The sequence below is a fragment of the Arhodomonas aquaeolei DSM 8974 genome, assembly GCF_000374645.1.
Taxonomy (GTDB): Bacteria; Pseudomonadota; Gammaproteobacteria; order Nitrococcales; family Nitrococcaceae; genus Arhodomonas; species Arhodomonas aquaeolei.
In genome coordinates this window covers 109,908-122,425 of record NZ_KB894801.1, presented here as the reverse complement: position 1 = coordinate 122,425, position 12,518 = coordinate 109,908, and the positions used below count along the sequence as shown (strand labels likewise).

Genomic DNA, 12,518 nt, shown 5'->3' with positions numbered 1-12,518 from the left:
ACACTGTGAGGGCGCCGCGCCTCGACTTCCTGGCACCGGGGCTGCTTGGGCCGCTGCCGCCGCAGCTGCGGGACCACCTGGCGCAGACGGGACGTGTGCCCGCCACGGAGCGACTACTGGCCCGTGCGTCCCGGCTGCGGGTGTCCGCCCCGGAAGGCATCGCCCCGTGGCCGTCCGCCTTCCCCGGCGCCGGCGCACTGGGGCTCGCCGGCGCCGGCGGCAGCCCGGACGAGGCCCTGTGGTACTGCGCCGACCCGCTCCATCTGCGCCCGGACCGCGACCGGCTTCTGGCCTTCGCCGGTGACGCGGCAAGCCTCGAGCCGGCGGAGGCGCAGGCCGTCGCCGACGCGTTCAACGGCCTGTTCCGCGAGGACGGGCTGACCGTGACCGCGATCGGATCCCGTCTGTTCCTGCGCCTGGTCACGCCGGCTCGCCCTGGCCCCGAGGTCGCCTCGACCCGTGAGCTGGCGGGCCGCTACATCGACGCCTTCCTGCCCGAGGGCGAGGACGGCCGTGCCTGGCGCGGGCTGCTCAACGAGACCCAGATGCTGCTTCACGGGCTCGCCTTCAACGCGGCCCGTGAGGACGCGGGCCGTCTGACGGTGAACGGACTTTGGTTCTGGGGGGGCGGCTACGCCCCCCACCCGGAGCCCGGCGGCGTCCTCGCTGGCAGCCGCACATTCACCGGCGACCCGGTGCTTGCCGGACTGGCGCTCGCCAGCGGCGGGGCGGCGCACGAACCGCTTGTCGACGACGGTCGCCTGCCCGAGGGGGACGGTCACGACATCGTCCACTGGGCGGCGCCGGACGCCGCGATCACCAGTGGCGACCTTGAGGGGTGGCTCGCAGCGCTGCAGCGCTTCGAGAGCCACTGGGTCCCAGCATTCACTGCGGCCCTGGCGTCCGGCCGCCGCAGCGAGATCCGGATCCATACCGGCGGCGTTCCGGGCTGGCGGTGCCGGCGCGGCGACGGCCACCGCATCTGGCGCCGGGTCCGCGCACTGGCCCACCACCTGGAGCGCGCCTGATGGCCGCACGTCTGGAGCGTCGCGCGATCACCGGCGATCCCGACCGCATGCCGCCGGACTGGCACCCGGTGCTCCGCCGGGTCTACGCGGCACGGGGTATCGACGACCCGGCCGATCTTTCCACGGCACTCGCGACGCTCGCCAACCCGGCCACCCTCGGCGGCGCCGACGCCGCCGCGGCGTTGCTCGCCGAAGCGGTACAGGGCGATCAGCGGGTGCTCTTCGTGGGCGATTTCGACGCTGACGGTGCGACCAGCTGCGCGGTGGGCCTACGCGCCCTCCGGGCGATGGGCGCGACGAATGTCGACTACCTCGTCCCCAATCGGTTCGAGTACGGCTACGGCCTGAGCCCGGAGATCGTCGAGGTCGCCCGCGAGCGCTCGCCGGATATCATCGTTACGGTCGACAACGGCATATCGAGCCTCGATGGTGTCGCCGCGGCGCGTGACGCGGGCATTCGCGTGATCGTTACCGACCACCATCTGCCCGGGCCGACGCTGCCGTCGGCTGATGCCATCGTGAATCCCAACTGCCACGGCGACCCGTTCCCGAGCAAGGCGCTCGCCGGCGTCGGGGTGGTGTTCTACGTCATGGCCGCGCTGCGCCGCCGCCTGGCGGCCGCGGACTGGTTCGACGCCAACGGCATGGCACCTCCCAACCTCGCGGCGTTTCTCGATCTGGTCGCCCTGGGCACCGTCGCGGACGTCGTGCCGCTCGACCGCACCAACCGCACCCTGGTCCAGCAGGGCCTGGCACGGATCCGCGCGGGGCAGGGCTGCCCTGGGATACAGGCGCTGCTGGACGTCTCCGGGCGCACCGCCGCCCGGGTCGTTGCCTCGGACCTCGGCTTCGCCCTGGGGCCGAGGCTTAACGCCGCCGGGCGCCTTGACGACATGTCCGTGGGTATCGAGTGCCTGCTGAGCGACGACCCCGCCCACGCCCGCGGACTCGCCGAGCGCCTTGACGGACTGAACCGCGAGCGCCGCGAGATCGAGGGGCGGATGAAGGCCGAGGCCGTGGCCCACGTGGACGAGCTGGTCGCGAAGATGGACGACGACGGTGTCCCGCCGGGCCTGTGCCTGGCACATCCGGACTGGCACCAGGGCGTCATCGGCATCGTGGCTTCGCGGGTAAAGGAGCGCTTCCACCGCCCGGTAATCGCCTTTGCCCCGGCAGGGGAGGAGGGCATGCTCAAGGGCTCCGCACGGTCCATTCCGGGATTGCACATGCGGGACGTGCTCGAGCGTATTGACACCCTCAATCCCGGGCTGATCCCGCGTTTCGGCGGACACGCCATGGCGGCGGGACTATCGCTGCCGGAGGCCCATCTGGAACGATTCCGGGAGGCCTTCGTGGAGACGGTAAAGTCCTGGGTCAGCGCCTCCGACCTGGACGCCACGGTACTCACCGACGGCACGCTGGCGCCGGATGAGCTCACCCTGGAGCTCGCGGCACGGCTGCGCAACGGCGGCCCGTGGGGCCAGGCGTTTCCCGAGCCGGTCTTCGAGGGGACGTTCGCCGTGCGTGAGCGCCGGATCGTCGGGGGCAGCCATCTCAAGCTGCGGCTCTCGCCGGTGGAGGGCGGGCCGGTGGTGGACGCGATCGCCTTCGGCGGCGCGGACCACGGCTGGGATGATCTGGACGGCGCGGTGCGAGCGGCCTACCGCCTGGACGTCAACGCCTACCGCGGCCGTGAACGCCTGCAGCTCGTCGTCGTGCACATGGAGCCGGCATAGCTAGCCCCCTGAATCCGGAATCCCGGCATGGCACACGGGCCCACGCGGCCGGCAACGGCCCGCCGGACGGGATCGCCGGGTCGGACAGAGCCAGGGGCCGTTCAGCCGTCGTCGGACGACTCCTCCGTCGCCGGCAGCTCCGGTCCCGCGAGGGGCATCAGCCGCACCGGCGTTGCCGCCGGCCAGGCCTTTCGCCAGGCATCCAGCCCGGTCTCGTCACCGGCATCGTCGCCGACCGGCAGGGACAGCAGGGTGACGTCGGCGAGCGTCCCCGCCGCCACCTTCTCCGGGGCGGGCGTCGCTGTCAGACGTCCGGCCACCACCACACGCGTGGGCATACCGTCACCGAGGCACCGGGCCGGCGACGGCCGCCAGGCCGTACCGCCGTCCGCTGCCGATCCCGCTGACGCCAGCCCTCGGGCACCGGCCAGCAGCTCCGCGGTTCGCAGGCCCGGGCGCGGGGAGAGCGTGACATCCGTCACCCGGTCGGCCCCGACAACGATGCGCAGCGTGTCCCCGGCGTCGGGACGGCCCATCTGTGAGAACAGGACCTGGGGCGGGACCGCGGCGGCGGCCGCCGGGTCCACCAGCAGGCAGTGGCGCGTCCCGGTCCCGGGGGCCGCGATTCCGGTGCCGGTGGCCAGCAGCGCCGCCAGTGCCGTGGCGCGGGTAATGCCACATCCCCTCACGTGGCGCCCTCCGGGGCCTCCGTGGTGGTCCCTGTTCGGCGGCGGCGTACGGCACGCTCAACGAACAGCGGCAGAAAGACGATCAGGTCGTAGAGCGCCAGGACGAGGCGGGTCAGGAATACGCAGGTTGCCGTGGCGAGACGCACGACCGCGTCCAGCACCCGCAGGAGCGCGACCGCGGCCGCCGTAATCGCGACCAGGCCCTGGCGCAGGGTGTTTTCGAGCGGTATGGGGATGAGCGCCACGACCAGGCTCAGGGTGAAGGCCAGACCCGCCTCGACCAGTGCCGGCGTCCACATGAATACGGGCGGTGCGATCGAGGCGGTGCCGCCGGCGAACAGCGCATCCCCGGCGGCATCGAGGGCGAATAGATAGTCGCGCGTGAGCGCCAGCGCGCCGGCCATCACCGCGAACAAGGCGAGCACCGTGCCCGCGAGGACTCCGAATCCCGTACGTATCGCCGTCCGCGCATTGCCCAGGGCCGGCACCATACGCGTCACCCGCGTGGTTTCCGCCAGCACGAAGCCGGCGAGGGCGGTGACACTGATGAACGTCGCTGACAACCAGGCGGAGAACGGTATTCCGGCAGGCCCGGTACCGGTGGCCGCGCCGATCTCGTTGAGCGGCCGCACGAGCAGGGCGTGCAGGGTCACGGCGGCGGTCGCGGTGACCGCCAGGGCAAGCAGGGCTCCGATCCAGCGGACCAGCGCCTGCCCGGCGGCGCGGCGGACCGGATCGCTCTCCCGCTGGCTCAGGCGCTCGAAGACCGCAATGCGCCGGTCCAGCGCCGCCGCACGGCCCTCGACACGCTCCACACCGCCGCGGATCGTCTCCAGCGTACGGCTCATGCGCCGCCAGATCGGCACCATGCGCCGGATCACCCGGTGCCGGCGATGACTGGCCGAACGGTAGCTCTGCAGGGTGTTGTGACAGGCGCGTTCCAGCGTGGCGTGCATGTCGTCCAGCACACGGGCCACGGACGGGTCGTCCGGGCGCTCCAGCGAGACCACGGAGTCCACCGCCCGAACCCACTCCGGCGGCCGTGGTGGTGTCTCCTCCGTCTGGCGGTAGTCCGCTTCCAGGTCCCGCAGCTGGCCGGTGAGCACCTGCTGGAGGTGGGGAAAGCCGGAGAGGTCCCGCTGTATCGTGTGCTCGAGATGGGCAAGCTCACGTTCGGTGCGCACGCGCGCACCCTCGCGGACATAGGCCACCAGCAGGCGGCGATAGGTCCGTCCGAGCCGCCGGCGGACGGCCGACAGCTGCGCATGGGCCCGCTGCAGGCCCCGGGCGAGGCCGGTGCCGCCCACCCGGATGCACCGGCGTGCCGGTCGCCTCGCCAGGTAGAGCACGGCCACGGTCACGACCACCCAGAACAGGGCGGACAGCCACGGATTGTCGAGCGGAAACTGCACAAGCCGCTGCATTCGAGAGAAATCCCCGCGTTGGCCCGGTGGCCCTACACTCTGCGATGCCGGGCCGAGGAGGGCAAGACCCGCGGCGGGGGTTACTCCTCCGCCGCCGCCGTATGACGTGCCGGATCCGAGCCGGTCAGCTCGGCCAAATCGGCGGTGATGCGTGCCCCTTCACGCAGCACCAGATCCGGACGATTGTCGTCGGAGAGGTCATCCAGGCTCTCCACCGGGGAACGGCCCAGCGCCTCGAGCTCACGGTTGACCGCTTTGAGCCTCGCGGCCCGGGCCTTGTCGGCCCTGTCACGACGCACCGCCTCGTCCAGGGATACCGTGGTATCCGCCTGGGCCGCCTCCTGCCGGGCCACCTCGCCGGCCAGCGCCTGCAGGGCCGGATCGGTCTTCATCCGCTCCTCGTGGCGCTCGCGCAGGCGCTCGAGAGGCAGCGGGGCAGCACGATGGTGGAACGCCACGTCATCGATCTCGTCCCAGGGCAGAGGGTTGTCCGTGGCACGTTCACCGGTCTCGTCCGGGCTGGCGATGGGCAGATCGATGTCAGGCTCGACACCGCGAAGCTGGGTGCTGTGGCCGGTAATCCGGTAGAACTTGGCCACCGTCATCTTGAGCCGGCCGGTGGGCTCGTCGCCGTCCAGCCCGAAACGCTCGAGGTCGACGAGGGTCTGCACCGTTCCCTTACCGAAGGTGCGGTCGCCGGCGATGACCGCACGGCCGTAGTCCTGCAGTGCGCCGGCCACGATCTCCGAGGCGGAGGCGCTGAAGCGGTCGACCAGTACCGTGAGCGGCCCGTCGTAGGCGGTGGTGCCGTCGTCCTTGTCACGCAGGACTTCGCGGTCGCCGCTGCTGCGGCGGACCTGGACCATCGGCCCCTCGGGCACGAACAGACCGGCCACGCGGGTCGCCTCCTCCAGGGAGCCGCCGGCATCGCCGCGCAGGTCGAGCACGATGCCGTCGACCTTGCCGTCGAAACCGTCGATGAGGTCGGCGACGTCCCGTGAGGTGCTGCGATAGTCTTTCTTACCGGCCTCGGCCGCCTGGAAGTCCATGTAGAACGCGGGGATGGTGATCACGCCGATCCGCCGGGCGTTGAGACCCTCGTCCACATCGATGACCCGCGAACTCGCGGCCTGCTCCTCCAGCTCGATGCGGTTGCGGGTGAGCTTCACCACCTCGGGGGAGGCGCTGCCACCGGCCTCGCTCGGGAGCACGCGCAGGCGCACGACGGATTCGCGCGGACCGCGGATCAGCTCGACAACGTCCGAGAGCCGCCAGCCGACTACGTCCACCATCCGGCCGTCGCCCTGGGCGACGCCGATGATTCGGTCGCCGGGGGAGAGCTCACCGCTGCCCGAGGCGGGCCCGCCGGGGATGAGCTCGACGATCTCGGTGTACGCCCCTTCGCCCTTGAGCAGCGCGCCGATGCCCTCCAGCGACAGACTCATGTTGATGTCGAAGTTCTCGGAGCGACGCGGTGAGAGGTAGCTGGTGTGCGGGTCATAACGCCCGGCCCAGGCGTTCATGAACGTCTGGAAGATGTCTTCCGGGCGATACTGACCGAGCGTCCGTGCCATGCGCTCGTAGCGTCCGCGCAGGGTCTCCCGGACCTTCGACCAGGGCGTGTCGTTGAGCCGCAGGGTGAGGGCGTCGTGACGCACGCGCTTGCGCCAGAGCGCGTCCAGCTCGTCGCTGCTGGCCGCCCAGTCCGCGTCGTCCCGGTCGAGCTGGAATCGCCCTTCGCCGTTGCGGATGAAGTCCCCGTCGAGGAGCGACAGGGCATAGTCAACGCGCTCGCGGACCCGCTGGTAGTAGCGGTTGAAGATCTCCCACGCCGGGTCGAGCCGGCCGTTGCGCACCATCTCGTCGAGCTCGGTGCGGTAGCCCGAAAACGACTGGATGTCACTGGCAAGAAAGTAGTAGCGCTGCGGGTCGAGGGCGTCGAAGTACGCCCGGTAGACGGCCCGCGAGAGGTCGTCGTTCACCGCCTGGTCACGGATATGGTACTGGCTGAGCAGCTCGGCAATCAGCCGGGCCTCCCCCTGCTGCAGCGACGTGGGACGGGGCAGCGACTGGGCAGTCGCCGCCCCCGTCAGCGCCACCGCGAGGATCGCGGTGGCCAGGACCGAGAAGAGACGTTTCATGGGCTTACCCGTTGTGATGATCCTCTGAGCGTTCGAGGCTGCGCGCCACGACCTCGCCAACATCCTTGGACAGCGCCGGACGCGCTTCGATCCGTTCGAGCGCGGCCCGCATGGCCTCACTGCGCCGGGGATCGTAGCGCCGCCAGCGGCTCAGCGTCTTGGCCAGGCGCGCGGCGACCTGCGGGTTCATCCCGTCCAGCTCGATGACCCAGTCCGCGAGGAAAGTGTAGCCCGCACCGTCCGCGCGGTGGAAACGCACGGCGTTGCCCTGGCAGAACGCACCGATCAGCGAACGCAGGCGATTGGGGTTGCGCGGATCGAATGCCGGGTGCGCGGCGAGGGCGCGCACGCGCTCGAAGGCGTCCTCGCGGCGGGAGAGCGCCTGCACGCGGAACCACTTGTCCAGCACTAGCGGATCGTCGCGCCAGCGCTCCGCGAACGCCTCCAGCGCGGCCTCGGCCTCCGCATCCGGGCGGTCGGCGAGCAGGGCGAGGGCGGCCATGGTGTCGGTCATGTTGTCCGCCTCGCGGTAGTGCGCCAGGCAGCGTGCCAGCGCGTCGTCCTCCACCGTGGCGAGGTAGTCGAGGGCGACGTTGCGCAGCCGCCGACGGCCCATGTCCTCCGCCTCGGGCCGGTAGGGGCCATCGACCGCATTGCGGGTATAGACCGTGCGGAGGTCCGCGGCGAGGGCGCGGGCGAGGGCGGCGCGGAGGTGTTCGCGCGCCTCGTGGATCGCGTCGACCTCGATGACCGCCATCTGCTCGGCGATGAAGCCCTCGCCGGGCAGGGTGAGGGCCTCGGCGACGAGCGCGGGGTCCGCCGCCGTGTCGTTGAGTGTCTCGCGGAACGCATCGACGAACGTCGCAGGGACCTCGCCGACACCATTCTCCACCCAGCGCAGCAGGATGCGCGTCGCCAGGCGCTGGCCGGCCTCCCAGCGGTTGAAGGCGTCGCTGTCGTTGGCGAACAGGAAGGCCAGCTGCTCGTCGGTGTAGTCATAGTCCAGACGCACCGGTGCGGAGAAGCCGCGGAGCAGAGACGGTACCGGCCGTTCCGTCAGTCCCTCCACCACGAAACGCTGTTCCGGCTCGCGCACGTCCAGCACACGGGTGCCCGGCGCCGGGGCATCCGTCTCGCCGGCGAGACGGACCGGCAGGTCGGCGCCGTCCGCCCCGACCAGGCCGATCGCGAGCGGGATGTGCAGCGGCGCCTTATCCGGCTGGTCCGCCGTCGGTGCGGTCTCCTGGGTGACGGTCAGCGTGAGGCGGCCGTCTGCCGGGTCGTACTCGTCGCTGACACGCATCACCGGGGTGCCCGACTGGTTATACCAGCGGGCGAACTGGCCGAGGTCGACGTCATTGGCGTCCGCCATCGCCGCAAGGAAGTCCTCGCAGGTCACCGCCTGGCCGTCGTGACGCCGGAAATACAGGTCCAGTCCGCGGCGGAACCCCTCCTGGCCCAGGAGGGTGTGGTACATGCGGATGACCTCGGCGCCCTTCATATACACCGTCGCGGTGTAGAAATTATTGATCTCGGCGTACGCGCCCGGGCGCACGGGGTGCGCCATGGGGCTGGCGTCCTCGGGAAACTGGGCGGCACGCAGGGTACGTACCTCCTGGATGCGGCGCACCGCCGGCGCGCCGCGGTCGGCGCTGAATTGCTGCTCGCGGAAGACCGTCAGCCCCTCCTTGAGGCTGAGCTGGAACCAGTCGCGCAGGGTGACGCGGTTGCCGGTCCAGTTGTGGAAGTATTCGTGGCCGATCACCGCCTCGATATTGGTGTAGTCGGCGTCCGTGGCGACGTCGGGCCGTGCGAGGATGTACTGGGTGTTGAAGATGTTCAGCCCCTTGTTCTCCATCGCCCCCATGTTGAAGTCGCCGACCGCTACGACGAGGTAGTTGTCGAGGTCGCACTCGAGCCCGTAGGTCCGTTCGTCCCAGGCCATCGCCGCCTTGAGCGAACGCATGGCGTGGGCCGTGCGCCCGGCGTTGGCGTGCTCGGTGTAGATCGCCAGGCGGATATCACGCCCGGAGGGGGTCGTGTGCCGGTCCTCGTGGCAGTGCAGGTCGCCGGCGACCAGCGCGAACAGGTAGCTCGGCTTGGGGAAGGGGTCGTGCCAGCGCACCCAGTGACGGCCGTCGTCGAGCTCGCCGCTACCCACCGGGTTGCCGTTGGACAGCAGTATCGGACAGGCGCCGCGATCGGCGGTGATGGTCACGGTATACCGTGCCATCACGTCGGGACGGTCCGGGAAATAGGTGATCCGGCGGAAGCCCTCGGCCTCGCACTGGGTGCAGAACATCCCGCCGGAACGGTACAGCCCCTCCAGCCGGGTATTGTCCTGGGGCCGCAGCCGCGTGGTGACGGACAGGGTAAAGCGCTCCGGCACGCCGGCGAGCGTCAGCGAGCGCTCGTCGACGTCGAACTCGGTGGCGTCCAGGGGGCGGTCGTCGATGGCCAGCGCCTCCAGCGCGAGGTCCTCGCCGTCCAGCACCAGCGGCGAGCCGGGTGCCGTATGCCCCGCGCGGTGCACTTGCAGCCGTGAATAGACGAGGGTCTCCTCGTCGCCGAGCTCGAAGTCCAGGGCCACCTCGTCGACAAGGTAGGCCGGGGACGTGTAGTCACTGAGGTAAACGGTGGCGGGCTCGGTGCTCATCGATTCTCCCAATTCCGGTTTCGGGTCCGCGGCGACGGATCCCCGATGTCCTGGACCAGGACACTAGGGTATCGCCCCAGACCGGTATGGCCTAGGGACGCCTTGCACGATTGACCGGTGACGGCCACCGCCGTTCCGCACCGCGCCATGCCGCCCCCCGGGGCCTCTGTTAGACTGCATCGCTTTCGGGCACAGGGGGCAGGGCATGAGCTCCTCCGGCGACATGGCGGGACAGACATCGACAAGGCCAGGCGTGGCAACGGCGCTCTGCGTGTTCGTGCCGTTCGCCCTCGGCTATTTCCTGTCCTACATCTACCGAACGGTCAATTCCGTGATCGCCCCCAACCTGGTGGCGGACACGGGTATCAATGCCGCCGACCTGGGGCTGCTCACCAGCGCGTTCTTCCTGGCGTTCGCCGTTGCCCAGCTGCCGCTGGGGATGCTGCTTGACCGTTTCGGCCCGCGGCGGGTCGAGGCCGCATTGCTGCTGATCGCAGGGCTCGGCGCGTGGCTGTTCGCCCAGGGGGACTCGCTGGTCAGCCTGACCGTCGGGCGCGCGTTTATCGGTCTCGGCGTATCCGGCTGCATGATGGCCGCGTTCAAGGCCTTCGTGCAGTGGTTCCCGGCGCGCCGGCTGCCGTTCATCAACGGCTGCCTGATGGCGGTGGGCAGCACGGGCGCCCTCGCCGCAACCGCCCCGGTGGAGTGGCTGCTCGGCTTTACGAGCTGGGAGATGCTGTTCATCGGTCTCGCGGGTTTTTCCGTGCTCATCTCGCTGACACTGCTCCAGGTTGCGCCGGAACACGAGGAGGCCCCGGCGCATCTGGGCCTGGGACAGCAGCTCGGTGGGATTGCCAAGGTCTTCCGCGACCGCTATTTCTGGCGGTTGGCACCGTTCACGGTTGCCTCGCAGGCGGCGTTCCTCGCCATACAGGGGCTGTGGGCGGGGCCGTGGCTACGGGACGTGGCCGGGCTGGACCGCGGCGGCGTGGCCCTGCATCTCACCGGGCTGAGCCTGGCGGTGGTGGCCGGCTTCCTGCTCTCCGGCACCGTGGCGACCCGGTTCGCGCGGCGCGGGGTGGCACCGGGGACCGTCGCCGTGTGCGGCATGACGGGCTTCCTGCTCGTCGAGATCGCGCTGATCCTCTCCGGCGGCGCCTTCCCGCTGATGCTGTGGATGGCCTTCGGTCTCCTCGGCACCTCCGGCACTGTGCCGTACGCCGCGCTCTCGCAGCACTTCCACGGCCAGCTGGCCGGACGCGCGAATACCGCGCTGAATCTGCTGGTGTTCGTTGGCGCGTTCGCGGTGCAGTGGGGCATGGGCGGCGTACTTCACCTCTGGGAGGATCCGGCGACCAGCACTTACGGCGCTACCGGTTACACGGTCTGCCTCGGGACGCTGGCGCTGTTGCAGTCCGCCGGCCTGGTCTGGTTTGTCCTCGGCCGGCGGGGACAGGCCTGATGTTCGGTACCTGGACGGACTGGCTGGACGCCATGGCGGCAGGGCCGGTGCCGTCGCTGGAGGTGCGTCACCCGGGTCTGCCTGTGCACCGGCGCCGCTCACCGCCGGTGATCCTCGTCCACGGTGCGTATGCGGCCGCCTGGTGCTGGCAGGCCCACTGGCTGGACCACCTGGCCTCGGCCGGCGTGCCCGGCCTCGCAGTGAGCCTGCGCGGCCACGGCGACAGCGGCGGACGCCTGGATACCGCCGGCATCGCCGCCTACGTGGCGGACGTCGAGTCGGTAATGGCCCGGACCGGGGAACCCTGCATCCTCGTCGGCCACTCCATGGGCGGGTTCGTCGTGCAGCGCCTGATCGAGCGCGCGCGGCACGAGGTTGCGGCAGCGGTGCTGCTGGCACCGGTCCCGCCCACCGGGCTGCTGGGCTCCGGCCTGCGCCTGATGGGGCGCGACCCGATGCTCGCCGGCCAGCTCTCGATGCTTCAGGGGGCCGGTCCGGCGCTGGTGGATATCGACGTGGCCCGCCGCGCCCTGTTCTCACCGCGGGTCCCGGACGCAGTGGTCGAGCGTTTCGCGCCGCTGATGCAGCGGGAATCGCCCCGGGCGTTGTGGGAGATGACGTTCGGACCGTTGCCGAGTGCCGCGGCGCTGCGCCGGGCCGGGGTGCCGACACTGCTGGTGGCCGCCGCGGAGGACGCGCTGTTCGCACCGGAAGAGCTGCGCTCCGCGGCGCAGCAGATCGGCGCGGACTACGAACTCGCCGGCCGGGTGGGACACGGCATGATGCTGGAGCCGCACTGGCAGCCGGTGGCCGACAGGGTCCTGCACTGGCTCCGCGCGGCCGGCGTCTACCAGCGGTAGCGGTCCCACATTTCCGGATTGGCCCAGTTGCGTGGGCTCAACCAGTCCGGCGTCGTCTTGTAGGTGGAGATATCGAATTCGAACAACCGCACCTCGCGTCGGCCTTCGACGCAGTCGCCGAGATGGACATAACCGAGACCGACGAGGTCACGCCGCCGCCAGGGCGCGGCGGCGCCATCATGGGTAGCCACCAGCACGTGCCTCGCGCACAGGTCGCGCAGGCGGGCCAGGATCACGGCGGCGTCTTCTCCAGCGGGCCCGGTGGCGGCGTCCGCCAGAGCCAGATCGAAGCGCACGCCCGGCTGCAGATGTCCCAGCGCATCGTCGGCGGCGAGCGTCGTAGTGATCGCGTGCCAGCGCTCTTCCGGCGCCAGTCCGCCTCCGACGGCAACGATGGACGCCGGCGTCAGCGCCTCGATGATGGCGCTCAGCCGCGGTGCGAGCTCGGGCAGGGTGTCGCTCATGGTAGTCCCGTTACACATGGGTGACGGCAAGCGTAACACGGTGGCCGGGGCGGCCGGC

Annotated in this window: 9 protein-coding genes; 4 read left to right on the top strand and 5 right to left on the bottom strand. The window is 70.7% G+C overall.

Going from position 1 to position 12,518, the window contains the following annotated elements; genetic code table 11:
- Positions 1-5 precede the first annotated feature (5 nt).
- Both C516_RS20305 and recJ read left to right on the top strand, forming a co-directional pair.
- A complete protein-coding gene (locus C516_RS20305) occupies positions 6-1,028 on the top strand; it encodes a hypothetical protein (protein ID WP_018716857.1) in 1,023 nt (340 codons plus the stop codon).
- On the top strand, positions 1,028-2,764 hold the full coding sequence (gene recJ / locus C516_RS0102870; RefSeq protein WP_018716856.1) for a single-stranded-DNA-specific exonuclease RecJ: 1,737 nt from the start codon (positions 1,028-1,030) through the stop codon (positions 2,762-2,764). The genes C516_RS20305 and recJ overlap by 1 nt, the downstream gene beginning before the upstream one ends.
- Positions 2,765-2,865: 101 nt before the next feature.
- Here the strand turns inward: recJ and C516_RS0102865 are convergent, their stop codons facing one another.
- The 4 genes from C516_RS0102865 to pepN form a co-directional block, all read right to left on the bottom strand.
- The gene (locus tag C516_RS0102865; protein WP_018716855.1) at positions 2,866-3,453 is read right to left on the bottom strand and encodes a hypothetical protein; all 588 of its coding nucleotides are present in this window, start codon (positions 3,451-3,453) and stop codon (positions 2,866-2,868) included.
- Positions 3,450-4,877 (bottom strand): hypothetical protein, encoded by a 1,428-nt coding sequence (locus C516_RS0102860; protein ID WP_018716854.1) that lies wholly within the window; start codon positions 4,875-4,877, stop codon positions 3,450-3,452. The genes C516_RS0102865 and C516_RS0102860 overlap by 4 nt, the downstream gene beginning before the upstream one ends.
- An 80-nt stretch (positions 4,878-4,957) precedes the next feature.
- Positions 4,958-7,018, bottom strand: a complete 2,061-nt coding sequence (locus C516_RS18365) for a carboxy terminal-processing peptidase (RefSeq protein WP_018716853.1) — start codon at positions 7,016-7,018, stop codon at positions 4,958-4,960.
- A 4-nt stretch (positions 7,019-7,022) separates the two neighbouring features.
- Positions 7,023-9,674: an aminopeptidase N gene (gene pepN, locus C516_RS18360; RefSeq protein ID WP_018716852.1), complete on the bottom strand. Its 2,652-nt coding sequence runs from the start codon at positions 9,672-9,674 to the stop codon at positions 7,023-7,025.
- A gap of 205 nt (positions 9,675-9,879) precedes the next feature.
- On the opposite strand from pepN, the gene C516_RS0102845 reads away from it, so the two are divergent.
- Both C516_RS0102845 and C516_RS0102840 read left to right on the top strand, forming a co-directional pair.
- The gene (locus tag C516_RS0102845) at positions 9,880-11,136 is read left to right on the top strand and encodes an MFS transporter (RefSeq protein ID WP_084594052.1); all 1,257 of its coding nucleotides are present in this window, start codon (positions 9,880-9,882) and stop codon (positions 11,134-11,136) included.
- On the top strand, positions 11,136-11,996 hold the full coding sequence (locus tag C516_RS0102840; RefSeq protein ID WP_018716850.1) for an alpha/beta hydrolase: 861 nt from the start codon (positions 11,136-11,138) through the stop codon (positions 11,994-11,996). Before C516_RS0102845 ends, C516_RS0102840 begins: the two co-directional genes overlap by 1 nt.
- Here C516_RS0102840 and C516_RS18355 read toward each other — a convergent pair.
- A complete protein-coding gene (locus C516_RS18355) occupies positions 11,984-12,460 on the bottom strand; it encodes a DUF6231 family protein (protein WP_018716849.1) in 477 nt (158 codons plus the stop codon). The genes C516_RS0102840 and C516_RS18355 overlap by 13 nt on opposite strands.
- Between the last annotated feature and the right edge of the window lie 58 nt (positions 12,461-12,518).